The 26353-nt window shown below is 41.1% G+C and carries 19 protein-coding genes, 1 tRNA gene and 1 pseudogene; 11 read left to right on the top strand and 10 right to left on the bottom strand.

Annotated elements, in window-relative coordinates; translation table 11 throughout:
• Positions 1-10: 10 nt before the first annotated feature.
• On the bottom strand, positions 11-1048 hold the full coding sequence (queA, locus tag FTT78_RS07340; protein ID WP_179990699.1) for a tRNA preQ1(34) S-adenosylmethionine ribosyltransferase-isomerase QueA: 1038 nt from the start codon (positions 1046-1048) through the stop codon (positions 11-13).
• 177 nt (positions 1049-1225) lie between these two features.
• On the opposite strand from queA, the gene FTT78_RS07335 reads away from it, so the two are divergent.
• Positions 1226-1312: transfer RNA gene (locus FTT78_RS07335), tRNA-Leu, on the top strand.
• Between the two features lie 293 nt (positions 1313-1605).
• Here the strand turns inward: FTT78_RS07335 and FTT78_RS07330 are convergent.
• Positions 1606-3837, bottom strand: coding sequence for an NADP-dependent isocitrate dehydrogenase (locus tag FTT78_RS07330; protein ID WP_004974956.1), 2232 nt, complete (start codon positions 3835-3837; stop codon positions 1606-1608).
• 816 nt (positions 3838-4653) lie between these two features.
• On the opposite strand from FTT78_RS07330, the gene FTT78_RS07325 reads away from it, so the two are divergent.
• Complete coding sequence (locus FTT78_RS07325) at positions 4654-5922, top strand: sensor histidine kinase KdpD (protein ID WP_180043935.1); 1269 nt, start codon at positions 4654-4656, stop codon at positions 5920-5922.
• A 96-nt stretch (positions 5923-6018) separates the two neighbouring features.
• Here FTT78_RS07325 and FTT78_RS07320 read toward each other — a convergent pair whose 3' ends face one another.
• The 3 genes from FTT78_RS07320 to FTT78_RS07310 are packed head-to-tail and all read right to left on the bottom strand — an operon-like array spanning position 6019 to position 10787.
• Positions 6019-7455 (bottom strand): efflux transporter outer membrane subunit, encoded by a 1437-nt coding sequence (locus FTT78_RS07320; RefSeq protein WP_180043988.1) that lies wholly within the window; start codon positions 7453-7455, stop codon positions 6019-6021.
• A 22-nt stretch (positions 7456-7477) separates the two neighbouring features.
• Positions 7478-9451: a MacB family efflux pump subunit gene (locus FTT78_RS07315; protein WP_180043938.1), complete on the bottom strand. Its 1974-nt coding sequence runs from the start codon at positions 9449-9451 to the stop codon at positions 7478-7480.
• A 1-nt stretch (position 9452) separates the two neighbouring features.
• Positions 9453-10787, bottom strand: a complete 1335-nt coding sequence (locus FTT78_RS07310) for an efflux RND transporter periplasmic adaptor subunit (RefSeq protein ID WP_180043940.1) — start codon at positions 10785-10787, stop codon at positions 9453-9455.
• Positions 10788-11200: 413 nt separating this feature from the next.
• Here FTT78_RS07310 and FTT78_RS07305 point away from each other — a divergent pair, with 413 nt between their 5' ends.
• Entirely contained in the window at positions 11201-11650 is a 450-nt protein-coding gene (locus FTT78_RS07305; protein ID WP_004974971.1) for a bacteriohemerythrin, read from the top strand.
• 50 nt (positions 11651-11700) lie between these two features.
• Here the strand turns inward: FTT78_RS07305 and holA are convergent, their stop codons facing one another.
• The 4 genes from holA to FTT78_RS07285 form a co-directional block, all read right to left on the bottom strand.
• A complete protein-coding gene (gene holA, locus FTT78_RS07300) occupies positions 11701-12699 on the bottom strand; it encodes a DNA polymerase III subunit delta (protein WP_154320342.1) in 999 nt (332 codons plus the stop codon).
• 21 nt (positions 12700-12720) lie between these two features.
• Positions 12721-13251, bottom strand: a complete 531-nt coding sequence (gene lptE / locus FTT78_RS07295; RefSeq protein ID WP_180043942.1) for an LPS assembly lipoprotein LptE — start codon at positions 13249-13251, stop codon at positions 12721-12723.
• A gap of 196 nt (positions 13252-13447) precedes the next feature.
• A complete protein-coding gene (gene leuS, locus FTT78_RS07290) occupies positions 13448-16069 on the bottom strand; it encodes a leucine--tRNA ligase (RefSeq protein WP_180043944.1) in 2622 nt (873 codons plus the stop codon).
• A gap of 130 nt (positions 16070-16199) precedes the next feature.
• Positions 16200-16571, bottom strand: a complete 372-nt coding sequence (locus FTT78_RS07285; protein WP_373682945.1) for a DUF4124 domain-containing protein — start codon at positions 16569-16571, stop codon at positions 16200-16202.
• A gap of 729 nt (positions 16572-17300) precedes the next feature.
• Between FTT78_RS07285 and FTT78_RS07280 the strand changes: the two genes are divergently transcribed.
• The 3 genes from FTT78_RS07280 to ilvC all read left to right on the top strand — a co-directional run bounded on the left by FTT78_RS07280 (position 17301) and on the right by ilvC (position 20660).
• The gene (locus FTT78_RS07280) at positions 17301-19028 is read left to right on the top strand and encodes an acetolactate synthase 3 large subunit (RefSeq protein ID WP_096902629.1); all 1728 of its coding nucleotides are present in this window, start codon (positions 17301-17303) and stop codon (positions 19026-19028) included.
• A complete protein-coding gene (gene ilvN, locus FTT78_RS07275) occupies positions 19025-19516 on the top strand; it encodes an acetolactate synthase small subunit (protein ID WP_004974986.1) in 492 nt (163 codons plus the stop codon). Before FTT78_RS07280 ends, ilvN begins: the two co-directional genes overlap by 4 nt.
• 127 nt (positions 19517-19643) lie before the next feature.
• On the top strand, positions 19644-20660 hold the full coding sequence (gene ilvC, locus FTT78_RS07270; protein ID WP_004974988.1) for a ketol-acid reductoisomerase: 1017 nt from the start codon (positions 19644-19646) through the stop codon (positions 20658-20660).
• Positions 20661-20807: 147 nt separating this feature from the next.
• Here ilvC and FTT78_RS07265 read toward each other — a convergent pair.
• Positions 20808-21356: pseudogene (locus tag FTT78_RS07265) on the bottom strand (IS66 family transposase); the annotation flags it as partial.
• A 400-nt stretch (positions 21357-21756) separates the two neighbouring features.
• Here FTT78_RS07265 and FTT78_RS07260 point away from each other — a divergent pair.
• From FTT78_RS07260 to FTT78_RS07240, 5 genes are all read left to right on the top strand, one after another.
• Positions 21757-22647: a mitochondrial fission ELM1 family protein gene (locus tag FTT78_RS07260; protein WP_180043946.1), complete on the top strand. Its 891-nt coding sequence runs from the start codon at positions 21757-21759 to the stop codon at positions 22645-22647.
• A gap of 116 nt (positions 22648-22763) precedes the next feature.
• Complete coding sequence (locus FTT78_RS07255; protein ID WP_180043948.1) at positions 22764-23792, top strand: glycosyltransferase; 1029 nt, start codon at positions 22764-22766, stop codon at positions 23790-23792.
• Complete coding sequence (locus FTT78_RS07250) at positions 23792-24544, top strand: polysaccharide deacetylase family protein (RefSeq protein WP_180009012.1); 753 nt, start codon at positions 23792-23794, stop codon at positions 24542-24544. The genes FTT78_RS07255 and FTT78_RS07250 overlap by 1 nt, the downstream gene beginning before the upstream one ends.
• Positions 24541-25311: a glycosyltransferase family 2 protein gene (locus FTT78_RS07245; protein WP_178318719.1), complete on the top strand. Its 771-nt coding sequence runs from the start codon at positions 24541-24543 to the stop codon at positions 25309-25311. The genes FTT78_RS07250 and FTT78_RS07245 overlap by 4 nt, the downstream gene beginning before the upstream one ends.
• Entirely contained in the window at positions 25308-26339 is a 1032-nt protein-coding gene (locus tag FTT78_RS07240) for a glycosyltransferase (protein ID WP_180009014.1), read from the top strand. Before FTT78_RS07245 ends, FTT78_RS07240 begins: the two co-directional genes overlap by 4 nt.
• Positions 26340-26353 lie beyond the last annotated feature (14 nt).

The raw sequence follows: 26353 nt of genomic DNA, 5'->3' as shown, positions 1-26353 counted from the left end.
AGTTTGAAAATTAAGTCTGAGCTTGATCAATCAGCATGGCATCGCCATAGCTAAAGAAACGATAGCGTTCCGCCACAGCATGTTGATACGCCTGCATGACATTTTCACGGCTTGAAAGCGCAGATACCAACATTAATAAGGTGGATTCAGGCAAGTGGAAATTGGTGATTAGACGATCCACCACTTTAAACTGATAACCTGGGTAAATAAAAATTTGCGTATCACCCGACCACGCTGCAAGTTTGCCTGCATGGGCTTGGGCAGCACTTTCCACGGCACGGGTGGCAGTTGTGCCCACTGAAATAACTTTGTTGCCTCGTGCTTTGGTTTCACGAATCAGCGCTACGGCAGCTTCAGAAACTTCACACCATTCACTGTGCATGATGTGATTGGCAATATCATCGGTACGTACAGGCAGGAATGTACCTGCGCCCACGTGCAAGGTCACAAAGGTTTTTTGAATGCCTTTATCTGCTAGCTGTTGCAGTAAGGCTTCATCAAAGTGCAAGCTGGCAGTGGGTGCGGCAACACTAGCAAGTTTTGTTGGGTCGTTAAATACGGTTTGATAACGCTCGGTATCAATCGCTTCTGCTTCGCGGTTAAAGTAGGGTGGAATCGGCAACTGACCGTAGGCATCCAATACGTCTAAAATAGGCTGCGAAAACTCGACAATAAATAAGTTTTCATGGCGACCTTGTACGGTCACTTTTACAGCATCAGGCCCAATAAACAGTTCTGCACCTGCTTTTGGTGAGTTGCTGGCTTTAATATGGCAATGGGCAATAAATTGATCTTGCAGACGTTCTACCAAGACTTCCACTGCACCGCCTGTGGCACGTTTACCTTTAAGACGCGCTTTCATGACTTTGGTATCGTTAAGTACCAGTAAATCGCCCGCTTCGAGTAAATTCAGTAAGTCGGTAAATTGATGGTCATGATACTGACCTTGAGCATCAAGATGCAGCAGACGAGAGGCGCTACGACTTGCTAGTGGGTAACGAGCAATGAGTTCATCGGGGAGATTAAAATTAAAGTCAGAAAGCTGCATGATAAAAACAAGTTAGAACACTGGGAAAACTGCGCCTAGTATATGCTTTTTTAGGTTTTATGGATGAAATTGGTCGATTATAAATCAAAAAAATGACAGCTGATTTAATTTTAAACAATTGCAAAAAACTTGCGTTGACAAGCTGTCAAAAAAGTTTATTATACCCATCAACACCTACCCGAGGTGGTGAAATTGGTAGACGCGGCGGACTCAAAATCCGCTGTCAGAGATGACGTGTCGGTTCGAGTCCGACCCTCGGGACCATATAAAGGAAAAGCCCTCAAGCATATTAAGACTTGGGGGCTTTTTTTATTGTCTGAACTTTATCCAATGATTTGAATATCCTTAAGTTTTTATATGAAAATTGTCGTTTGCTTCAATTTAACTTTTGGGACTCATGGATAAGAATGGGTATACAGAATAAGAAATAAAGATATATGTGAAGATATAGCTCACCTATTCAGTCTTTATCAATTTACTGCCAACAAAAAACCAGTGCTTTCACACTGGTTTTTTGTAGAACAGGCACTGAATCGTATCAGTGCGATGTCATCGCATTAAATAGTTTCAAGTGCAGCATTGAATGTTGCGCTTGGACGCATTACTGCATTCACTTTAGCTTGATCTACTGCGTAGTAACCACCGATATCAACCGATTTACCTTGTACTTCCGCAAGTTCAGCAACAATTTTGTCTTCGTTTGCAGCTAAAGCTTGTGCAAGTGGTGCAAACTTCGCTTTCAACTCAGCATCTTCGTCTTGAGCAGCAAGTGCTTCTGCCCAGAATTTTGCCAAGTAGAAGTGGCTGCCACGGTTGTCCAGTTCGCCAGTACGACGTGATGGAGACTTGTCGTTATCAAGTAATTTGCTGGTCGCTTGATCAAGAGTTGATGCAAGTAATTTCGCACGAGTATTATCTTCTTTAATACCCATTTCTTCTAAAGAAGCAGCAAGCGCAAGGAACTCACCTAATGAATCCCAACGTAAGTGGTTTTCTTCAACAAGTTGTTGTACGTGTTTAGGCGCAGAACCACCCGCACCAGTTTCGTACATACCACCACCCGCCATTAGCGGAACGATAGATAACATTTTCGCAGAAGTACCAAGCTCCATAATTGGGAACAAGTCAGTGAGGTAGTCACGTAAGATGTTACCTGTTACAGAAATGGTGTCTAAACCACGCGCAACACGCTCAAGCGTATAACGCATCGCACGAACTTGTGACATGATTTGAATATCTAAACCAGTCGTGTCGTGATCTTTTAAGTATTTTTGAACTTTCTTGATCACTTCGTTTTCGTGTGGACGGTACGGGTCTAACCAGAAAATTGCTGGCATACCAGAGTTACGTGCACGTGTTACTGCAAGTTTAACCCAGTCGCGAATAGGTGCATCTTTCACCTGACACATACGCCAGATGTCGCCTTCTTCTACGTTTTGAGTCATCAACACTTCACCCGTGTCAATGTCGGTGATGTTTGCAACACCTGCAGCAGGAACTTCAAAAGTCTTGTCGTGTGAGCCGTATTCTTCAGCTTTTTGCGCCATCAAACCTACGTTTGGCACAGTACCCATCGTACGTGGGTCGAAGTTACCATTCCACTTACAGAAATTGATCATTTCTTGGTAAATACGCGCGAAAGTAGATTCAGGCATTACTGCTTTACAGTCGTAAGGTTTACCGTCAGCACCCCACATTTTACCGCCACCACGAATCATTGCAGGCATAGAAGCATCTACAATTACGTCGTTTGGAGAGTGGAAGTTGGTGATGCCTTTTGCAGAATCCACCATTGCAAGTGCAGGGCGGTGTTCTTGGCATGCGTGTAAATCTTCGATGATTTCTTCACGTAAAGAAGTTGGTAAGGTTTCGATCTTTTCATAAAGACCTGCCATACCGTTGTTGACGTTAATGCCAAGTTCTTCAAACAATTTACCGTGTTTTTCAAACGCTTCTTTATAGTAAATTTTCACACAGTGACCGAATACAATCGGGTGTGAAACTTTCATCATGGTCGCTTTTACGTGTAAAGAGAACAAAATGCCTGCTTCTTTACAATCATCCAATTCTTTTTCATAGAAGTCGCAAAGCGCTTTCTTGCTCATGAACATAGAATCGATGATTTCGCCATCAAGTAACGCTACTTTTTCTTTCAATACAATGGTTTCACCAGAATGAGTGATGAGTTCCATTTTTACGTTACGTGCGCGGTCAAGCGTCATTGATTTTTCGCCATGGTAGAAGTCACCTTCATCCATGTGTGAAACGTGAGTTTGTGACCATTGCTTCCATTCACCCATAGAGTGAGGGTGTTTTTTTGCATAGTTTTTCACTGCAGCAGGTGCACGACGGTCAGAGTTACCTTCACGTAATACAGGGTTTACTGCTGAACCTAAGCATTTACCAAAACGAGCGAGTAAAGCTTTCTCTTCTTCAGTATCCGCATTTTCAGGATAGTCAGGAATTGCATAGCCTTTTGCTTGTAATTCCTTGATACATGCAATTAACTGAGCAACTGAAGCACTGATGTTCGGAAGTTTGATGATATTGGTATCTGGATCTTGCGTGAGACGTCCAAGCTCTGCGAGGTTGTCGGCTACCTTCTGTTCTTCGCTTAGGTATTCCGAGAATTCAGAGAGTACGCGTGCTGCGACAGAGATATCACTCTTGACAATCTCGATGCCAGCAGGCTTAGTAAAGGTCTCAATGATCGGCAGTAGAGAGTAGGTCGCCAACAATGGCGCCTCATCGGTCAGTGTATAAATGATTTTTGACTTTCCACCAGCCATATATAGCCCCTTGCTTTGATTGAGTTTTTTAGGAGCGAGATAATGACTCAGCCCCTGCGAACCGATTTGCCTAATTTAACCTTGAGAGTATCGACTCTCTATGCATTTCAGTCAACGTAATTACAGTGATGACGCCATTTCGCTACGAAATGATGTGTCGCATTTGTGCGAATCAAGACACGGTTTAATGTAAAAACGAGCCTATTTAAACCTAAAAATCGCCTTGAGTATTTAGTGTTGAAATACTAATCAAATCGTATGATGAAGATATGACATCAAAAATATATGTATATTTTATTATAAATTAACCAGTTGAGGGTTCGACTTAAGTCGAATGTTTGATAAATAACCGATGAAAATGATAGGTGAATATATTTATTCTATTTATTTTATATGTTTATCAATATGTTGCTTCTATTTTTTACAGTGTGATGCAATGTAAACTCTTGTATAGAAGTTGAGATTTTCTTCAAAAACGGAGGGAAATCTACAGATAAAAAGCCTGATTTATATTTTAAAAGTTTAGATCTATTTTTATGGTCCAAATTTTACAAAAATAAGCGTATTTTTTAGCGGGTTTGTAGCACCGTTTGATCCATCAAAAATCATAATCAAGCGTGAGCTAAACCCTTGTTAATCCATAGATGAAAAAATCAAGTAGTAAAGAAGAAATGCCGAGTTGTTACGCAGTTTTTTAAATTAGTTTGAAAGCTTGTGTTTTGTGTTAAAGTTTGTAGGTTAACTCTGAATTCAGTGGATGAGTTTTGTAGACAAAATAATTCATAGGCGCGGCACACTTTAATTAACGAGGCAAAAATGAAAATACAGTTGCTGGAAATTGGTCCTGAAACGGAGCAACTCAGTGCTTGCACACTCTCGTTATTATTGGGCGTACATACGCCAACTAACCAAATTGATGGTTTTTTGAAGTTTGCCCGTCAAATGTTGCAAGTCGATCATGCCATTTTGACTTTTAAAAATGAGCCATATATCTGGTATTCCACCAATCAAGTTTTTAAAGCTTTTCATGCCAATCCAACCGCACAGTTAGATGTTTTCTTTCAAGGTCAGCAACTGATTGAACCTCAACATCCTCAATATGCGAATTTTGTGCAGCATATTGCAAGTTTGGGGATAGAAGCCGCGCGCCTAATCGCACTGGATTTACTCAAAACCGATGGCGAGTCGATTGGGCAGTTGTTGTTATTTGATCATCGTGAAGAAGCGTTTAGTTTAGGTGCTTTGCCGATAGTGGCGGAGTTTGCTGCAGGTTTGGTGCGTTATATTGAATTAAAAGTTGATTATGCAAGCTTAAAAGAACTGTATGAACAGCAGTCTGCATTGAATTTTAGTAAAACCAAATTTTTCCAAATTATTGCGCATGATTTGCGCGCGCCATTTCATGGCTTATTGGGGTTTTCGGAAGTTTTAGCGCAAGAGCGCGAAACTTTGGATGATTCTAGTATTCAAAATATTGCCGACTATTTATTCGACACAGCACAATCGACCTATAACTTGCTAGAAAGTTTATTGAATTGGGCGATGGCAGAGGGTGGACGCTTTGTGTATCACCCAATTAATTTTGAGTTAAAGCAATCGACCAAAATTGTTTGCGATGTGTTGAAAAGTTTGGCAATCAAGAAAAATATTGAACTGATTGATCAAGTTGAAGAAGGCATTAAAGTTTATGCCGACATCAATATGATTACCTCGGTGATTCAAAATTTGGTGTCGAATGCGCTGAAATTTACCTTTACCGATGGCACAGGCAAAGTCATTTTACGTGCAGAGCAAACAGAAACCAGTGTGGATATTTATATTCAAGATACGGGTTTGGGCATGACTGCACAACAACTCGAAACGCTGTTCGAGCCTAAACTTACTGTTAGTTTTAAAGGCACTGCAGGTGAAAAGGGTATTGGTTTAGGTTTGGTGTTGTGTAAGCGTTTTGTCGATTTGAACCACGGGCAAATTGTGGTGGAATCGAAAGAAGGTGTTGGAACGACTTTTAAAGTCAGTTTGCCAATTGCGACCAGTAGCCATCAAGTATTAAGTAAAGAAGCGTTATTATCTGAGAAAACTTAATTTCAAAGTTTATATACAAAGCAAGCAAAAGCCTGTGGATGTTTAAAATCATCCACAGGCTTTTTTTATCGTGATCAATTTAGATCAACTCTTGCATTATTGAATGTTTTGAATCGGACTACCACCCAACGCTTGCAATAAAGTCACATAGGCGTTGTATTGGTTTTGCTTGGTCTGCAATAAACTTAAACGTGCATTGCGGGTGGTTTCTTGTGCATCTAGCAGGTTTTTTAAGGCAATCGCACCATGCCGATAACGCACCTCAGTTAAGCGTTCAGTTTTCTCTGCCAGTGCTAAATTGCGGCTTTGCAGCGCGACTTGTTGATTCAGCGCGGTTCGTGCTGACAGTGCATTTTCGACATCGGCAAAGGCTTTATATAAAGTTTGTCGATATTGCACAATGGCTTTTTCATATTCCAAAGCATTCACTTTTAGATCGCGCTGCATATCATTCCATTGCAAAAATGGCAGGGTTAAACCTGCACCTAAAGTGGCAATTGGGTTTTTTAGGGCATCGCTTAAAGAGGTATGCGCGCCTGTACCGACACCTGTACTGAGTGTGCCTGTAAGACTGATGGATGGGTAATAACTGGCTCGATTGGCATCTTTATTGGCCAAGGCTTTACGTAAACGTAATTCGGCTGCACGTAAGTCGGGACGACGTGACAGCAGTTCTGCAGGTAAGCCAGCAGTAATATTCGGTAAACGAACAGCGGCTAAACTCTGTGGTTCATTGATATTCAACATTTGCACAGGTTGATGCAGTAAAACTGCCAAGGCGGTGCGTGTTTCAACTTTTTGCTGTGCAATTTGGCTCAAGGTTGATTTTTGACTTTGCAGGGCTTGTTCGGCTTGGTTTAAATCCAATCCTGAAACTGCACCCGCGCGATATTGCGCACTGACCAATTGATACGTTTTTTGCGTACTGGCAAGGTTTTGTTGTGCGACAACATAGCGTTCATTTAAATAACCCAATTGCCAATATAAATTGGCAGTGGTTGCAATCAGGCTTTGTGCGGTGGCTTGTAAGTCTTGTTCGGTGGCTAAGGCTTCCCAACGTGCAGCTTCAGTCTGATTGGCAAGTTTACCGAATAAGTCCAATTCATAGCTCAGTCCGGGATAATTCAGCGAAATCCCACGCGCTGTATCACCATTGCCCTCTAAACTAAATTGATGCCCTGTAGAAATACCTGCATTGCCAATCCGGATACCTTGCTGACTTTGGCTTTGTTTTGCTTGTAATCTGGCTTGTTGTAAATTCAGTCCTGCAACCGCGAGGTCACTGTTACGCGCCAAGACTTGTTCAACCAATTGATTTAAAGCAGCATCGTGAAAGAGTGTCCACCAACGGTCTGTATTTAGTTGTGCAAGGACTTGCTGGCTTTTTTGCTGCTGCTCAAACTGTTGAGGAATATTTACAGCAGGTGCCTGATAAGGTGTTTTGACTACGGCTGCACAACCCACTAAGCTGCTGCCAAGAAAAAGCGCAGTGACGAGTTGGCTGAATTGTCGTGACTTCTGGTTAAATCGCATCATCATTCCTTACTCTAATTCCTTATTCTCTAGATAGCGCATCGACAGGGTTCAGTTGGGCAGCATTACGTGCAGGAATAAAACCGAACACAATTCCAATCAGGCTTGAACAGACAAAAGCGGCTACAATCGAGGTGGTGGAGTACGCCATTTGAAAGGTTCCACCTGCCACATGATTAATCAATTGCCCAATTCCGAGTGCGAGCAAGACGCCAAGTACACCGCCTAAAATACACACTAAAATGGCTTCAATTAAAAATTGCTGCAAAATATCGCTTTGTCGTGCGCCGACTGCCATGCGTACCCCAATTTCTTGGGTGCGTTCTGTGACAGAGACCAACATGATGTTCATTACGCCAATTCCACCGACCACCAGTGAAATCACTGCAATAGCAGAAACCAGTAAGGTCATGGTGGCGGTAGTTTGTTGGATGGTTTCACGGATACTGTCGGCATTTTGAGTAAATACATCCTGCGCACCATGACGCTGTACCAACAGACTTAGGATGGCATTTTCTGCTGCAGCACTTGGATATTCATCTTTGACTCGTACAATAATGCTGCGCACATGGCTTTGGCCAAGCATGCGGCTCATTACCGTAGAGTAGGGCAAATACACATTTAAGCTGTCGGCATTGCCCATCATGCTTTTTTGTTCTTCGACCACGCCAATAATACGGCTGGGTACGCTGCCCAATAAAATTACTTGCCCGACAGGGTTGCTGCCATCACTAAAAAATGTATTTTTGGTGTTGTGATCAATCACCACATCTTGCGCTTGTTCCAGCACGCTGTGTTTGTCAAAAGGCTGACCCGACTGGAAGTTCATGCCGCGCACATAGAAAAAGTCTTCGCTCACACCATTGACTGTGGCAGAAGCCTCGGTGTCTTTAAAACGTACTGTGACGTTGCTATTGACCGATGGGCTGACCCCATCCACATAAGGTTGTTCTGCCAAAGCATCGGCATCGGCAGGAATTAGGGTTTTAAGCTGAGATGAGCGCGAGGTATCACCAAAACCACGTCCCTGAAACACGGTAATGGTGTTGGTACCTAAACTGCTGATGTTCTCTAAAATTTGTTTCTGTGAACCATTGCCAAGTGCCACAACAGATACAACCGAAGCGATCCCGATAATAATCCCGAGCATGGTTAAAAAGGTGCGCATGCGATGCGCATTCATCGCCAGTAGCGCCATGCGGAAGGCTTCACCTAAACGATCAAATACAGAACGCCAAGCTGAAGTTCTTTTTTGTGGTGAATGTTGCAAGGTTTGTTGGGCAATATCATCCTGATCGGCAGGTGTGTTGGGCTGATCAGAAATAATAAGCCCATCACTGATTTCAATAATCCGTGTGGCATTTTTAGCGACATTATGGTCATGTGTGACCAAGATGATGGTGTGACCTTTGGTATTTAGCTCACGCAAAATCCGCATCACTTCAATACCGCTATTCTTGTCGAGTGCACCTGTGGGTTCATCGGCAAGAATCACATCGCCACCATTCATCAAGGCACGTGCAATGGATACACGTTGTTGTTGCCCACCTGAAAGCTGACTTGGGCGGTTTTGGGTTTTATCGGCTAGACCTAAGTCACTGAGCAGCGCAGTCGCGCGTGCTTGTCGTTCTTCAACATCGGCACCTGCATAAATTGCAGGCACTTCGACGTTGCCCGCAGCGCTTAAATCACCCAATAAGTGATAGCGCTGGAAAATAAAACCAAAATATTCACGACGTAGCTGTGCCAGTTCATCGGCTTCAAGTTGTCGGGTTTCACGTCCTTTGACTTTATAGCTGCCAGTAGTGGGTTGATCCAGACAGCCCAAAATATTCATGAGGGTGGATTTTCCTGAACCTGACTGACCCACAATGGCAACCAATTCACCTGGGTAAATCTTCAGATCAATACCTTTGAGAATCTGTACTGTAGATTCGCCCGCAGGGAATTCACGGGTCAGATTGGTGACCTCTAACAGAGGTTGTGACTGACTCATCTTACATTCTCACTGATGGACCAACACGACCACCACGCTTCGCCGCATCATTTGAGGTATCGGAACCATCGGCAATAATGACTTGATCGCCCAGTTTTAGGCCACGAATGACTTGTACCGTTGCACGGTTATTTAAGCCAAGCAATACCGATTGTGGACGAGCTGAACCATCAGCTTGCAGTACACGTACCATACCTAAAGAGGCTTTACCTTGATCAATCAAGGCTTTTTCATTGGTAGTCAATTCCAAGCGGGCAGGGCGTTTGCTAGAACTGGCATCGGTATTGTCGCGCTCAGCACGTACGTTGCTGTCTGAATTATTGCTGTTGCCACGACTGCGTGAACGGTTTACACCTTGTACCGCAGCAGCAGGAATGGTCAGCACATTGCGTGCCTCTGCCAATACAATGGACACTTGTGCGGTCATATTGATGCGTAGCTTGCCGTCTTCATTTGGTACGTCAAATAAAGCGTTGTAGTACACGGCAGAACTTGAAGATGATGACGTATTGTTATTGCTTTCGGTATTGATGGATTTGGGTGCAGGTTCTACCTGACGTAAAGTAGCGTAATGTTTTTTCTCACTGTTGCCCAAGGTGGTGAAATAGACCGTTTGTCCCTCTTCGACCTTCATTACATCCGCTTCAGAAATTTCTGCTTTTACAGTCATGGTGTCAAGTTTGGCTAATTTAACAATCGTGGGCGCACTTTGATTGGCGTTCACGGTTTGACCTTCTTCGGTCACAATTGCAACGACAGTGCCATCCATTGGGGCAAGAATACGGGTATAACCTAAATTTTCTTTAGACGTGTCTAAAGTTAGGCGTGACTGTTCAATTTGAGCATTAATGGCAGCAATTTCTGCTTGTGCAGTTTTATAGTTGGCTAAGGCAGTTTCAAGTTCGGCACGTGAGGTCGCATCTTGCGCATACATGGCTTGTTGACGCTGATATTCTGCTGCGACTTTGGCGAGATTGGCTTGTCGAACCGCCAATTGTGCCTGTTGGTTTTTAATACTGGCCTGCGCTGTTTTAAACTCATTTTCCTGTCGTACGGAGTCAATTTGGGCAATCAACTGTCCTTGTTTGACTTGATCGCCTAACTGAACATACATTTTTTTGACTTGACCTGAAACTTGCGCACCAACACTGACCATTTTGGTGGCTTCAAGTACGCCTGTTGCCAACACCGCACTTTCAATATCTCCACGGCTCACTTCGGCAGTAATGTATTGCGGTTGTTGTTCTTTGGGTTTTAAAAAATACCAAGCGGCAAATGCCAGCATTAGCGCAATGATAATTCCCGCAATAAGTTTGGTCGATTTTATTTTTGGCATGAGTCAAAAAACAGAAAAAAAGAAATTAAAAGGATTATAGAAGTGAAATAAGGATAAATCGTGAATTTTTTAAAGAAATTGCAAATGAGAATTATTTATTAGTGGTTTGAGCTAGATTTAATACAGTCTGAGTACGGTATTACATCCATAAAAAAGTGAAAATAGCATCTGTTAACGAGGTGGGATAGTTGGTTTCATCTCTATGATAATTTTATGAATTTTTATGATAAATGCTGAAAAATACAACTATGGTCTAAGTTGCTTAAAAAACCTTATTTTCTATATGGATTTAAAAATTAAAAGCGGCTAGTATCAAATTCCATAAAATAATTATGGATTTAATCATTAGGATAATACGGCATCGGGACGATGCAATAAAACACGACTTTAAGCAAAAAATCTGAGGGTAAATCATGGAGTGGAGTGAGAAATTTAATATCGGAATTGATGTGATTGACAATCAACATCGACAAATTCTGGACTATATTAATGCGCTGGAAAAAATTCGGGCGACAGGTGCGCGGGAGCAAATCAAAGAAGTCTTGGATGACTTGATTGACTATACGCAATCGCATTTTAGCTTTGAAGAAAACTTGTTGTCACAGGTCAATTATCAATACTTACCATCACATCGTGGTATTCACGAACTTTTTGTGAAGCGTTTGAATGATTGCCGTCAGCGTTTTGCCAATGGCGAATCGGTAGAACATGATTTGTATCGTTTGTTGTCTAAATGGTTGATTAACCATATTCAGCATGATGATCAGGATTATGTCGATGCGGTACGCGACAATATGCTGCATTATTTGCGTTCGCAGGAACAGAAAAAAGGTAAAAGTTGGTTTGCACGTTTCTTTAGCTAATCTTGCGATAAGTGGCTGACTTTAAAATTTATTTAATGAAGTCTGCTAAATTAAGCCGAGTGAGAAGCGAACAGTGTTTTACCACAGAGTTCTGTAATGGCTTGTAGCACCAGATGTTCAGGGTTTTCCTTGGACATCCCTTTAATGGCGGCATCAATACGCAATAACAGAGCAGGCCATTGCAAGAAACTATTTGGATTTAAACGTCGCAAAGCTTGCTGATACACACTGACTTTGTTTTTCCAAATACCCAGTTGCAAAGCATTTTGTGGTTGTTCAAATAATTGCATCAGTAAGCGCATTTCTTTGCTGATGCTCCACAAAATTAAACTCATGGCTTCACCCGAAGCCATGAGGTATTGAAAAATTTTCATAGCTTGCGCTAGATTTCCCGTCAGTAAAGCATCATTTAAATCATAAGTGCTATAACGAGATTGATCTTGTAAACAGGCATGTAAATGTTCAATCTGAATCTGCTGAATTTCAGGAAAGGTGTCACTGACCCGCATTAAGCTATTTTTGGCAGCCAAAAGGTTGTGTTCATGATGTTGTTCCAACCATTGCCACGCATCATGTCCCAATTGGATGCCAAGCTTTTCTGCTTCCAAACCTAAAATCTGCTGCCGATCTTTAGGATAATTCGCCGTGAGTGCAACATTGACCCCATTGGCATCAATCAATTGAAAAAAACTGGATTTCAGGCTATTGCTGTCCTGTTTTGGCATCACTACCAACAGCAAGTTTTGTTCATTGTGCTGAATATAACTTTTCAGTTGTTTTAGTGTGCTGGCATCGGGCTTGATATTGCCGTGTACTTCAACCGCCAATTGACTCGAAAACAGTGACAGACTGTTTAAGGCATTGAATACATTTTTCCAATCGCTAACGCTATTTAAATCATAACGCTGACGTTCAATATCCTGTTTTTGCCAACTGGCACGAAAAGCATCCAGCAAGTTTTGTTCGAGTAAGGGTTCTTGACCATGCAAAATCCATACGCCACGTGCTTCATCGACACGTTTGAGGGCTTGTAGATAGTCAAGTTTCATAAAAAATTCGCACTCGAAAACTTATTTAGGGTTTGAATACACAGGTGGGTTGACCAAAGGTAAACGATTAGATGAAATTTGACGCACAATTTGCTGTGCTACATCATCAATAATGACTTCTTTTAAGAATTTTTGTTCCTGATCATCGGTATTCACAGTTGCGACATCGTATTGATAACTGCGCGTTGCCATGACGGTACGAGGTTCGGTGATCGGGTTGCCTTGCGCATCTTCAATACGGAAAGTCACACTCAAACGCAATAAGGTTTCTACCAGTTTGCCATTCAATTCCAAGCGACGTGGCGTATAGTCAAGTACACGCAGTACATAGGCATTAGGGTCATTGCTGAGTTGTACGCCCGCTGTACCCATGTGAATGGAAAGTTTTTCTTCTAATTCTTCAGCATTGCTCGGTAAAGCCAGACTCATTTTTGAATAAGCCACAGGTGCAATGCTTGGATTGGTGCCTTTAAGATGAAAACCGCAGCCGACTAAGCTAGCACTGAGTCCACAAGTTAAAACAATGACTGCTAGACGTTGGCTAAAGTGCATGTGCTGTCCTCTGTAATATTCTTGAAAGTTTAAAAGCGGAAGTTGAGAATATCTTGATTGTAGGTGCAAAGCTCGTTGACTGACAACGGGCTTTGTTTGGAAATTGTTTTAATTCCTTTTTTGTAGGAGGGTTTAGGGGGATTGTTTTATAAAATCCCTCCAAACCTCCCTTTAAAAAAGGGAGGTTTAAAAGCACTTAAACCACCAAATTCACTAGCTTATTCGGTACCACAATTTCTTTCTTGGTTGGCCCAGTCAAGAATGGTTGTACTTCTGGTAACGCTTTGGCAAGTGCAAGAATGTCTTCTTTAGATGCATCTACCGCTACATCAAGCTTGCCGCGTAATTTACCATTTACCTGCACCACAATAGTTTGAGTATTGCGGGTTAATGCAGACTCATCGACCACAGGGAATAGGGTAGAGGTTAATTCAATTCCGAACTCTACCAATAAGGTTTGGCTCAAGTGTGGTGCAAATGGCGCAAGCAAGGTCAATAAAGTCACAATTGCTTCACGTTCAACCGCAAGGTCTTGTTCGTTCTGCGCTTCAAACTTGTTGCAAGCATTCAAGAGTTCCATCAATGCTGCAATTGCAGTGTTGAACGCATGACGACGCTCAATATCATCGCCCACTTTTTGAATGGTTTCATGGGTTTTGCGACGTAAGTCCTGCGCTGCTGTGGCAAGTTTGCTGCTTTCAATAGTCGTTGCATTGCTGCCTTTTTCAAGGAAGCCTGCCGCCAAACGCCATACACGTTTTAAGAAGCGGTTAGCACCTTCTACACCTGCATCTGACCATTCTAAAGACTGATCAGGTGGTGCTGCGAACATCATAAACACACGTGCAGTATCTGCACCGTATTGGTCAATAATCGCTTGCGGGTCGATACCGTTGTTTTTCGATTTCGACATTTTTTCCTGACCACCAACAATCACCGCTTGACCATCGCCTATGTATTTAGCCGAAAGAACGCGACCTTTTTCGTCTTTTTCAAGCTCGATATCGGCAGGGTTAAACCAAGTTTTCTTGCCGCTTTCTGCTTCGCGGTAGAAGGTGTCAGCCAAGACCATGCCTTGAGTCAGCAAGTTGGTAAATGGCTCATTGCCTTGTACCACGCCTTCATCACGCATAAGTTTGTGGAAGAAACGCGCGTACAATAAGTGCAAGATGGCGTGTTCTACACCACCAATATATTGATTAACTGGTAACCAAGTTTGCGCAGCTTCAGGCTTGACCATACCACCTGTAAAATCTGGAGATGCATAACGTGCATAATACCAAGATGATTCTACAAAAGTATCTAAGGTATCGGTTTCACGACGTGCTTCGCCACCACAGCATGGGCAAGTAGTTTGATAGAATTCAGGCATTTTATTTAACGGGTTGCCTGAGCCATCTGGCACAACATCGGTAGGTAAAATGACAGGAAGCTGATCTTCTGGAACTGGAACTTGTCCACATTTTTCACAGTTGATCATCGGAATTGGGCAGCCCCAGTAACGTTGGCGTGAAACACCCCAGTCACGTAAACGGAATTGTACTTTTACATTGGCTAAGCCTTGTGGCTCTAATTTCGCTAAAAGTGCATCAAAAGCCGCTTGGAAATCTAAACCATCAAATTCGCCTGAATTGACCAGTTTACCTTCTTTAGAACCGTACCATTCTTGCCATTGGGTTGTGTCAAAGTCCGCATCGTCTGCACCTTTGGCATCAATCACCTGAATAATTGGCAATTGGAATTTATTGGCAAACTCAAAATCACGCTCATCGTGTGAAGGTACAGCCATCACCGCGCCAGAACCGTAAGACATCAACACATAGTTGGCAATCCACACAGGTAATTCTTTACCTGTTACTGGATGCTTCACAAATAAGCCAGTCGCCATGCCTTTTTTCTCGGCAGTGGCAAGGTCAGCTTCTGCCACAGAACCCATGCGGCATTCTTCAATAAAGGCTTTTAATTGTGCATTGTTTTCTGCTGCTTTTAACGCCATTGGATGTTCTGCAGCAACAGCCACATAAGTTGCACCCATTAACGTGTCAGCACGCGTTGTAAATACAGTCAGACCATCTGCATAAATTTCAGGATTTGCCGATGGGAATGTGATTTCCATCCCTTGCGAACGCCCAATCCAGTTGCGTTGCATGGTCAAGACTTGCTGTGGCCAGCCATCTTTTAAAGTTTCTAAATCGTCTAATAATTCTTGGGCATAATCGGTAATGCGGAAGTAGTACATTGGAATATCGCGTTTTTCTACCAATGCACCTGAACGCCAACCACGGCCATTTTCGACCTGTTCATTGGCCAAAACTGTTTGATCGACAGGATCCCAGTTGACTGTCGAGAGTTTGCGATAAATTAACCCTTTTTTATACAGTTGCACGAATAACCATTGTTCCCAGTGGTAATACTCTGGAGTACAAGTGGCAAATTCACGATCCCAATCTATTGCCAAACCTAGTTTTTTCAATTGGTCGCGCATGTAGGCGATATTTTCAAAAGTCCATTTAGCTGGGGCAACCTGATGCGCAATCGCTGCGTTTTCTGCAGGTAAACCAAAAGCATCCCAACCCATAGGTTGTAAGACGGTTTCACCTTTTAAACGGTGAAAACGGCTAATTACATCACCAATGGTGTAGTTACGCACGTGACCCATGTGCAGTTTGCCGCTTGGGTAAGGGAACATCGAGAGGATATAACGATGTGGACCTTCGACTGTGTCGGCAACTTTAAAGGCTTTGCGAGATTCCCAGTCGCTTTGGACTTGGGGTTCAATCGCACTGGCTTGATATTCAGGGTCAATGTGAGTAGTCATAAGGTTAAATCAGGAATAAACGGTTAAAAAAAGTGTGTCACACAGCATAGCGCAAAATGCAGCTAAATTGAATTTTGCGCGTTGGATTGTGCAGGAAAATTTAAGCGAGTCGTACTTTATGGCTTAAAACTTAAAAAACTTGTGGGTTGGCACGTTCTTGTTGTGCCTGATTTAAAGCTGCATTGGCTTCACGTTGTTGCTGATCCATAGCTGGATTTCCTGCAGGATGATTTGTGGTAGGTGTCGCATGTTGGTTTGTTGTATTTGCAGCAGTAGGTGCAGGGTTGTCAGCAGGATTTGCAGGAGTGGCAACGGTTGGTGCTGAATTTCTCCAGCCATAGGTGTCGACTTTGCCTTTTTTCTTGGCAGTTTTTGGCGGCGGTGTCGTGGTGTAATGGGTTGAACCATTTGCATCGACCCACTTGTAATATTGTTTTGCAGAAACTGAGCTAGTGGCAAAAATTAAAATCAAGCTTGCAGAAAGACAACTCAAGCGGATCATTGGCGTTTTCATGTTTGGAAGTCCTGAGCAAAAAGGGTAAATGGCAGAAAACCAATTACAAAAAATCATGTTGGCTAAATTTTAGCAATAATTCCCCATGAAGCTAGGATTTATTGACAATTTTTCGATGATTTTTATCTGCAATATCGCCTATTTAAAATTGGAGCATTGACTTGTCTATTTGCAAGTTAAAATAAGCTGAAATGCGTTGGTGAATCATAACCAAGCGATTTATATATTTTTTAATTCATTCTTTATTTTTATGTATGTGATATGAAAAAATTATAAAAAATTCAGCAAATATCTGAAAGTTATTTGTTTTATATGGAAATATTGGACTTTGGATTAAATTGTGATGGATGACAAAAGCGTAAAAAATGCCCAGTTTATCAATAAAGCAGAAAAAGCCGATTTTTAAACTTGACTTTAGTCGGGTAAACTACAAAAATGCACACTTTAGTTTTATGTGCCTTAGATCGATCACCCTTCGAATAAGTGTCATGTCATGCAATGGGCAACTTCTCTAGCCGAGAAGCTGAACAAAGCTTATAAAATGTGTTTACCCCAACACATTTTAGATCTCATATTGCTTATACGGTAATCAGATCAGAAATTTTTCCTATTGCCATGAAAACTATGAAATATGTGTGCTATAACAGTGCAGGAATTAATGAACAAAACACTGCAGGTGTCTCCCATTTTGCAGTGACAAGACTAGGGTGAATCACGTTGGAACTTTTATCTGGTGGTGAAATGCTCGTTCGCGCATTGGCGGACGAAGGCGTTGAACATGTTTTTGGATACCCAGGCGGCGCAGTACTTCATATTTACGATGCGTTCTTTCAACAAGACAAAATTAATCATTACCTTGTGCGCCATGAGCAAGCTGCTGGTCATATGGCAGATGCCTACTCGCGCGTAACAGGTAAAACAGGTGTGGTACTGGTGACTTCAGGTCCAGGTGCAACCAACACGGTAACTCCAATTGCAACAGCTTATATGGACTCAATCCCAATGGTGATTTTGTCTGGTCAGGTTGCAACACACTTAATTGGTGAAGATGCCTTCCAAGAAACCGATATGGTGGGTATTTCACGTCCGATTGTAAAACACAGTTTCCAAGTGCGTCATGCAAGCGAAATTCCTTCAGTGATTAAGAAGGCATTCTATATTGCATCTTCAGGTCGTCCTGGTCCTGTGGTGGTTGATATTCCTAAGGATGCAACCAACCCAGCAGAAAAATTTGCTTACGAATACCCAGAAAAAGTGAAGATGCGTTCGTATCAACCGCCGCATCGTGGTCACTCAGGTCAAATTCGCAAAGCAATTGATGAGCTATTAAATGCCAAACGTCCTGTGATTTATTCAGGCGGTGGTGTTGTACAAGGCAATGCTTCTGAGCAATTGACTGAACTTGCACACATCTTGGGCTTCCCTGTAACCAATACATTAATGGGCTTGGGCGCGTTCCCGGGTAATGATCCACAATTTATTGGTATGTTGGGTATGCATGGTACGTATGAAGCCAACATGACCATGCACAATGCCGATGTGATTTTGTGTATTGGTGCACGTTTTGATGACCGTGTAACCAATAACCCTGCAAAATTCTGTCCAAATGCCAAAGTCATTCATATTGACATTGACCCTGCGACAATTTCAAAAACCATCATGGCACACATTCCAATTGTAGGTGCGGTTGAACCTGTACTTCAGGAAATGTTGGTTCAATTGAAGCAATTAAATGTGTCCAAGCCAAACCCTGAAGCGATTGCTGCATGGTGGAATCAGATCAATGAATGGCGTAAAGTTCATGGTTTGAAATATGACAAACCAACCGATGGCACGATGAAGCCGCAACAAGTGGTTGAAGCTTTAGACAAAGTGACCAATGGTGATGCGATCATTACTTCTGACGTAGGTCAGCACCAAATGTTTGGCGCGAACTACTATAAGTACAAGCGTCCACGTCAATGGTTGAACTCTGGTGGTTTGGGAACTATGGGTGTAGGTTTACCGTATGCTATGGCGGCTAAACTGGCTTATCCAGATCAACAGGTTGTATGTATTACAGGTGAAGCATCTATTCAGATGTGTATCCAAGAGCTTTCTACCTGTAAGCAATATGGTTTAAACGTTAAGATCTTATGCTTAAATAACCAAGCTTTAGGTATGGTTAAACAATGGCAAGATATGAATTATGAAGGTCGTCACTCAAGTTCTTATGTTGACTCATTGCCTGACTTCCCTAAATTGATGGAAGCTTATGGTCACGTTGGTATTCAAATTAACCATGCCGATGAGCTTGAGTCTAAGCTTGCAGAAGCGATGGCGATTAATGACAAATGCGTATTCATTAACGTAATGGTTGACCGTACAGAGCATGTTTATCCGATGCAAATTGCGGGTCAATCCATGAAAGATATGTGGTTAGGTAAAGGGGAGCGCACAGAATGAGACACATTATTTCCGTTCTCGTTGAAAACGAATCAGGTGCGCTTTCTCGTTTAGTGGGTTTATTCTCTCAACGTGGTTATAACATTGAGACTTTAAACGTTGCGCCAACCGAAGACCCAACACTTTCACGTTTAACGCTTACAACTTATGGTGATGATCATAAAATTGAGCAAATCACCAAACAACTGAATAAATTGGTTGAAGTGGTTAAAGTGGTCGACCTGTCAGAAGGCCCGCATATTGAACGCGAATTGATGCTGATTAAAGTCAAAGCATCGGGTGCTGCACGTGCTGAAATTAAACGTACTGCAGACATCTTCCGTGGTCAAATTGTGGATGTCACACCAACGACTTATACGGTGCAGCTTGCGGGTACAACTGAAAAACTAGATGGTTTTATTGACGCGATTGCTGAAAACACCATTTTAGAAGTTGTGCGTTCAGGTGTGTCTGGTATCGCACGCGGCGAAAAAGTTTTAACCATTTAACTAAATTTCATAGTTAATTTTACTCATCGAATTCATTCCATCTCAAAGGATGGAGAGCTTACTGAAGTACTGAATAGACAAGTACTTGAGTAAGATAGGAATCCTAAGCATTTTAGCGGAGACAGCAATGCAAATTTTTTACGATAAAGACTGCGACTTATCTATCATTCAATCTAAGAAAGTAGCGATCATTGGTTACGGTTCACAAGGTCACGCGCACGCGCTTAACCTTAAAGATTCTGGCGTAGACGTAACTGTAGGTTTACGTGCTGGTTCTGCTTCTTGGAAAAAAGCTGAAAATTCGGGTCTTAAAGTTTCTGAAGTTCCTGCTGCTGTTGCTCAAGCTGACTTAGTTATGATTTTGACTCCAGATGAGTTCCAATCACAACTTTATCGTGACGTGATTGAGCCAAACATCAAGCAAGGCGCAACTTTAGCATTTGCTCACGGCTTCTCTGTACTTTATAACCAAGTTGTTCCACGTGCAGACTTAGATGTAATCATGGTTGCACCTAAAGCACCTGGTCACACTGTACGTTCTGAATTCCAACGTGGTTCAGGTGTTCCTGATCTTATCGCGATTCATCAAGATGCTTCTGGTAATGCACGTAACGTTGCACTTTCTTACGCTTCAGGTGTAGGTGGTGGTCGTACAGGTATCATCGAAACTTCTTTCCGTGAAGAAACTGAAACTGACTTATTTGGTGAGCAAGCAGTTCTTTGTGGTGGTGCTGTTGAATTGGTTAAAATGGGCTTCGAAACTCTTGTTGAAGCTGGTTATGCACCAGAAATGGCTTACTTCGAATGCTTACACGAGCTTAAATTGATCGTTGACTTGATGTTCGAAGGCGGTATCGCTGACATGAACTATTCAGTATCTAACAACGCTGAATATGGCGAGTATGTAACGGGTACTGAAGTGATTAACGAACAATCACGTGAAGCAATGCGCAATGCACTTAAACGTATTCAATCTGGTGAATATGCGAAAATGTTCATCCAAGAAGGTGCGTTGAACTACCCATCAATGACTGCTCGTCGTCGTCAAAACGCGGCTCACGGTATTGAAGTAACGGGTAACAAGTTACGTGCGATGATGCCTTGGATCCAAGCAAACAAAATCGTAGACAAAGAGAAAAACTAAGTTTTAGTTTAATCTTTAAAAAACCCTTATTGTATATAAGGGTTTTTTTATGAGTGAAGTAAAGGATGTTACGTGCCTTGCGCTTCGCTCAGAACTGTGTTTTCACTCCTTGCGCTGTAAGCGTCCGCTGAACCCCATGCCTATTTTTTAATTTGAGTTGGATTTCCAGCGATGTGGCAGTAATTCTTCTATTTGGGTCGCTTTATGCGTCGGCAGCCTTTTCAGCACATCACTTAAATAGGCATACGGATCCAAGCCATTCAGCTTTGCTGACTGGATTAAAGTCATGATATTCGCCGCTCGCTGGCCGCTGCGCAGCGAGCCAGCAAACAGCCAGTTCTTGCGCCCCAACGCCCAGGGACGCATCTGATTCTCGACCCAATTATTGCAAATAGGTAGATTGCCATCATCCAGATAGCGGCTTAAAGCTGGCCAACGCTTCAGAGTGTAATTGATGGCCTTGGCGGTGGGAGAACTCGATGGCACCGTCAGATGATGTTGGTTGAGCCATTCATATAGTTGTTGCATCACTGGTTGGCTATGCTGTTGTCGGTATTCGCGGCGGTCTTCCGCTGTACCATCCGTCTTTTTCCTGAGTTCTGCTTCTATGGCATACAGTTTCTGAATCAGCACTAATGCCTGTTCAGCGACCTGACTTTTCCTGGTCACATGCAGTTCATGGAATTTACTGTTAGCGGCAATGTAAAAATGACCCCCCAACAGCATTTGAAAATTGACCCCCTTGGTTAATATAGTGGTCTTTTTGGACTGCTCAACATGTTAACTTTGGAGCAAGCAGTGACAATCCAAATACTTCATCAACAAGGTCAATCTATTAAGGCAATTTGAACCGTACCGGGTTTGTCGGAGACTCAATATTCTGAGAGACTATTCCGATGAAAAAACCAAACTATACCCCCGAAATTAGAGAAAGAGCGGTTCAATTACTCATTGAATCTGAAAAGGCGGATTCAAGCCTTGTGACAGTTCAATGAAGTTTATATTTCGAGTCATTGAGGATATGTAGCTTTGCTTACTTTAAATGCTTTGATCTAGTAAAATGATGCTATTCGTGCTTTAGATCTGGTGGGTGAATATGCATATTGTATATGTGAGCGATGGCAAGGCAGGTCATCGCTCTCAAGCATTGGGTCTTTTTAAGGCAATGCACAAGCAAACAAATATTGAGTTAACTTTTGAAGAAATTTCAATTGATCAGCTACCACTCTTGAGTTTATTGACTGCATATAAAAAACAAAAACATGCTGCAGTATCGCAGCCACCTGATTATATTTTTGGGGTAGGCAGTCATACGCAATTCCGTGTTTTTTGGATGGGCAAGGTTTTTCCGCAAGCGAAAACTGTAATTTTAATGAAGCCAAATTTTCCATTGTCTTGGTTTGATCATGTGATTATTCCTGAACATGATGGTCTTACTGAACAGGGCAATGTGATTGTTACACAAGGTGCGCTGAATCCAATTGAAAATGAGCAGCGACACATAGCAAACCGTATTTTGATTGCATTAGGTGGTTCATCTAAACGGCATGTATGGAATGCAGATAAGGTGTTGTCTGCGATTGAGCAGATCGTGCAGCAGAATATGCAGTGTGAGATTATTTTGACGAGTTCTAGGCGTACACCTGCAGATTTTTTAGCGACATTGGCTCAGCAAAGTTTTGCTTCACGACTACAAATTTTTCCAGTTGAAGAAACGCCGCAGGGTTGGATTTTTGAAGAGATGCAAAAAGCGGAAGCTGTATGGGTGACTGAAGATAGTGTATCTATGATATACGAGGCACTCACCGCAGGCTGTAAAGTGGGGCTTATTCAGATAGATCGAGCGAAAGAGGATCGTATCACGCGTTCGGTACAGCATTTGATTGATCAGAAACTTGTATCGAATGCTAGACAAATTGCTGAATTATATTCTACTACTGCTTTTAAAGAAGCTGAGCGTGTGGCGAATAGGATGCTAGGTAAATGAGATGTAGTTGTTTAAATTTTTATGATGGACTAGTTTATATCCTATTATTCTTTTTTAACAATGATTAAAATATACCAATCTATAAATGGAACATTCATTTGTTTCTTGAGTGATTTATGAAAATATTACATATTGCAAATTTTGGGTTTAACAAACAAGGTTCTCATTTTTATTGTACTGACCGTAAGATTTCTGCGGGTTTGATTGAAAATGGTCATTTTGTATATGACTTTAGTTTTCGTGATATGGCTAGAATGGGAACTATTTTTAAAACAAAAAAATTAGGGGCAAATTGGGCAAATAAAGAAGTTCTTAAAATAGTTTCTAATTTAGAACCAGATCTAGTTTTGATTGGACATAGCGATTTAATGAGTCCAACGGTGTTAAAAGAGATAAAGCAACAATTCCCAAAGACAAAAATTGCATTTTGGTATGTTGATCCTTTGTATTTGGAGCAAAAACTTGGTTTTGTTCGTGAATTTTCTCCATATTTAGATGCTATTTTTTGTACGACTGGTGGAGAATATCTTCAAAAATTGAAACAGCCAAATTTAAAAGTAGCTTATTTTCCTAACGTCGGGCATTCAAATGTTGAAATACTAAAACAATTTGAATCTACAAATATTGATAAAGAATTTATATTCTGTGGTGTTGTTTATAAAGAGCCAGAACGTGAAAAATTTTTGAAAGACTTGGCAAATACTCTCCAAGCACATTCATTGAAATACCAATATTATGGTTGTTTTGAGCAAGCTGGCGTGTATGGAAAAGGTTATTATAAAGTGCTTTCAGAAGCGCGTATGGGGTTAAATTATTCACGTAAAAACGATGTAACTTTATACAGTTCAGATCGTATTGTGCAGTTAACGGGTAATGGCCTATTGACTTTTAGCCCTCGTATCCCTGATTTTGAAAAACTGTATAGTGAACAAGAAATTGTCTATTTTAACGACCAAAATGATTTAGCTGAAAAAATTAAGTACTATGCAGATCATCCTGATGAGGCAAGAAAAATTGCAGAATTGGGTTGGAGCAAAACGCGTCATAGTTTTAATGCTAAACGTATTACTCAATTTATGCTTGAAGTTACTTTTGATCAGCCTTTATCTGAAGCATATGAGTGGGCACATGAGGTGTATATCTAATGTGGTTTATTTATGTGGTACTTGGTTTAATTGTTTTTGCTGCAATACTTTACTTATTAGGTAATTATACCTTTTGGTTACCATTACGCAGTGCGAAATTGCCACGTATTGTGATGTTGCATCAAGTAACTCCCCATGCAGAAGCTTCAGGTATGAATATGCCACCGGCTAAATTTGAACAGTTGTTGCAGTATTTGGTAAAAAAACAGGCTGTTTTTTGTTTCGTTTCCGAACTTGACCAGTATGAGGGGCAGAGTAATGTTTTTGCCCTGTCATTTGATGATGGCTTTCAGGATAACTACCAATATGCATTTCCTTTACTCAAAAAATATAATGCGAAAGCAACAATTTATTTAGCAACACAAATTGAAGGTATTGAGAAGTTAGATACAGCACAAATTCAAGAAATGTCAGCTTCGGGCTTAATTGAGTTTGGTGCACATACTCAGCATCATGTAAATTTGTTGAAATTATCTGATGAGGAAGCATTTGCAGAAATGCAGGCATCAAAAAAAGATGTAGAAGTTTTAGTAGGGAAATGTCCAAGCTTTGCTTATCCATTTGGGCGTTTTAATGACAAACATCAACAAATGGCAAAAAAAATTGGTTTTAAAAATGCTGTATCTACACGTAAAAAAGTAGAAGCTTATACAGAAACTAACCAATTTAATATTCCACGTGTCAGTACACATGGCGCAATGAATGCTTTGCAAATGCGTATTGCTTTAGCCAAAGGACGTTATAAATTATGATTCCGTGTAGTGTTTATATCGTAACCTTAAATTGTGCTGAATGGCTTGAGAGTACACTGGAAAGTGTAAAAGACTTTTCAGAGGTCATTATTTTAGACTCAGGCAGTACAGATCTTACTTATGCTATTGCAGAATCATTTCCCAATACGCGAATTTCTCATCAAGATTGGCAGGGGTATGCGGGTCAAAAAAGCTTAGCTTTAGCGCAATGTAAAAATGATTGGGTTTTAAATTTAGATGGTGATGAAGTTTTATCTTCTGAATTAAAAGCTGAAATTGAGCAAACGATACAAAGTAATCAATTGGATGCTTTAATTACACCAATTAACGATGTGTTTTTAGGTGTTCCCAATAGTAAATATACAAAAAAGCATGCCAAGGTACGTTTTTTTCGTAAATCTAAAGGGCGATATGACTTGGAAAATAAAGTGCATGAAAATGTGATTGTAGATGGTCAGAGTGTTCGTGCAGAAGGTGATATTTACCATTATGGTGAATCAAGTATTTTTGTTAAAGTTGAAAAGAATAATCAATATTCTGAATTAAAAGCACAAGAAAAATACCAAAAAGGTAAAGTGCCGAGTTTATTAAAGTTGGTTTTAGTTATGCCTCTTACTTTTATAAAGTCTTATTTTATTAGACGTAGCTGCTTAAATGGGTGGAGAGGCTTTGTAAACAGCATGGTAAATGCTTTTTATGCATTTTTAAAGGAAGCTAAATTATTTGAGCAACATCAAAAAATGAAAAATAAACAGGATAATCTATGAAGATTGTTCAAGTTTTGGCAACAAGTGGTGGTGTTGGTGGTTTAGAACAACACACTTTTAACTTGGTTAATGAATTATCTCAGCAACATGAAGTACATATTATTGCACACCCTTGCTACGCGGATAAATTTAATGCGCATGTATGTTTTCATGCTGTAGATTTTTCTCGTAGTCGTTGGAATATATTTTTACTTTGCCAGCTAAAATCTATTATTAATAAAATTCAGCCAGATATTGTACATGCACAAGCAGGAAAAGCTGCTGAATTGATCTCTAAAATAAGAACATGGCTAAAACCTGTTAAATTTGTAACAACAGTCCATGGTACGAAAAAGAACAAATCAATTTATACTTTTGCAGATGCCGTTATTGCAGTTAGTCAGGCTTTAACGCAGGGAATTCCTAGTGAAAAAGCGTATGTGGTTTATAATGGGGTATATACACAACCAAATTTATCTGACGAGCAAAAACAACAACTAAAGTCGGAAATCTACATTCAACATTCTTTATTAAATTCTTCTAAAAAAATAGTAATGTGTATCGGACGTTTAGAGCCTGTAAAAAATATAAGTTTACTACTTCACGCAATGTCTAATATAGATGCACATCTTTTTATTGTTGGTGATGGGTCATTGCGATCAGATTTAGAACAACAAACAGCAGCACAAAAAATGCAAGATCGTGTTGCTTTTTTAGGTTTTAGGACAGATGCTCGTGATTTAATCCAAATCGCTGATGTTGTTGTATTGTCCTCGGATCGTGAAGGATTTCCATTAGTGATGGTTGAAGCTTTACAAGCAAATAAAACGATGGCATCTACTCGTGTAAATGGTGTTATTGAATGGTTGCCAGAGCCATATCTTGCAAATATTGGACAAGCGAAAGAGTTGCAACAAGCAATAGAAAATGCTTTAACTGTACAAGCACAAGAAGATTTCTCCCCTTTATTTATGAAAGCAAAGCAAGAATTAACTGTTACAGCTATGGCACAGCAAACGCTCAATATTTATGAGCATTTGCTAAAATAGTTGTTTTGGGCTTA

The sequence above is a fragment of the Acinetobacter sp. YH01011 genome (genome assembly GCF_013420785.1).
GTDB classification, from domain to species: domain Bacteria; phylum Pseudomonadota; class Gammaproteobacteria; order Pseudomonadales; family Moraxellaceae; genus Acinetobacter; species Acinetobacter towneri.
The sequence above is the reverse complement of the archived record's forward strand: the minus strand, read 5'-3'. Positions and strand labels throughout refer to the sequence as shown.

What these genes read in the sequence shown, in the direction of transcription:
- FTT78_RS07330 (WP_004974956.1), bottom strand. Translation starts at nt 3,837, where the DNA reads ATGGCTGGTGGAAAGTCAAAAATCATTTATACACTGACCGATGAGGCG.
- FTT78_RS07315 (WP_180043938.1), bottom strand. Translation starts at nt 9,451, where the DNA reads ATGAGTCAGTCACAACCTCTGTTAGAGGTCACCAATCTGACCCGTGAA.
- leuS (WP_180043944.1), bottom strand. Translation starts at nt 16,069, where the DNA reads ATGACTACTCACATTGACCCTGAATATCAAGCCAGTGCGATTGAACCC.
- FTT78_RS07255 (WP_180043948.1), top strand. Translation starts at nt 22,764, where the DNA reads ATGAAAATATTACATATTGCAAATTTTGGGTTTAACAAACAAGGTTCT.
- FTT78_RS07240 (WP_180009014.1), top strand. Translation starts at nt 25,308, where the DNA reads ATGAAGATTGTTCAAGTTTTGGCAACAAGTGGTGGTGTTGGTGGTTTA.
- lptE (WP_180043942.1), bottom strand. Translation starts at nt 13,251, where the DNA reads ATGCACTTTAGCCAACGTCTAGCAGTCATTGTTTTAACTTGTGGACTC.
- holA (WP_154320342.1), bottom strand. Translation starts at nt 12,699, where the DNA reads ATGAAACTTGACTATCTACAAGCCCTCAAACGTGTCGATGAAGCACGT.
- FTT78_RS07245 (WP_178318719.1), top strand. Translation starts at nt 24,541, where the DNA reads ATGATTCCGTGTAGTGTTTATATCGTAACCTTAAATTGTGCTGAATGG.
- ilvC (WP_004974988.1), top strand. Translation starts at nt 19,644, where the DNA reads ATGCAAATTTTTTACGATAAAGACTGCGACTTATCTATCATTCAATCT.
- FTT78_RS07310 (WP_180043940.1), bottom strand. Translation starts at nt 10,787, where the DNA reads ATGCCAAAAATAAAATCGACCAAACTTATTGCGGGAATTATCATTGCG.
- FTT78_RS07305 (WP_004974971.1), top strand. Translation starts at nt 11,201, where the DNA reads ATGGAGTGGAGTGAGAAATTTAATATCGGAATTGATGTGATTGACAAT.
- queA (WP_179990699.1), bottom strand. Translation starts at nt 1,048, where the DNA reads ATGCAGCTTTCTGACTTTAATTTTAATCTCCCCGATGAACTCATTGCT.
- FTT78_RS07285 (WP_373682945.1), bottom strand. Translation starts at nt 16,571, where the DNA reads ATGATCCGCTTGAGTTGTCTTTCTGCAAGCTTGATTTTAATTTTTGCC.
- FTT78_RS07260 (WP_180043946.1), top strand. Translation starts at nt 21,757, where the DNA reads ATGCATATTGTATATGTGAGCGATGGCAAGGCAGGTCATCGCTCTCAA.
- FTT78_RS07325 (WP_180043935.1), top strand. Translation starts at nt 4,654, where the DNA reads ATGAAAATACAGTTGCTGGAAATTGGTCCTGAAACGGAGCAACTCAGT.
- FTT78_RS07250 (WP_180009012.1), top strand. Translation starts at nt 23,792, where the DNA reads ATGTGGTTTATTTATGTGGTACTTGGTTTAATTGTTTTTGCTGCAATA.
- ilvN (WP_004974986.1), top strand. Translation starts at nt 19,025, where the DNA reads ATGAGACACATTATTTCCGTTCTCGTTGAAAACGAATCAGGTGCGCTT.
- FTT78_RS07320 (WP_180043988.1), bottom strand. Translation starts at nt 7,455, where the DNA reads ATGCGATTTAACCAGAAGTCACGACAATTCAGCCAACTCGTCACTGCG.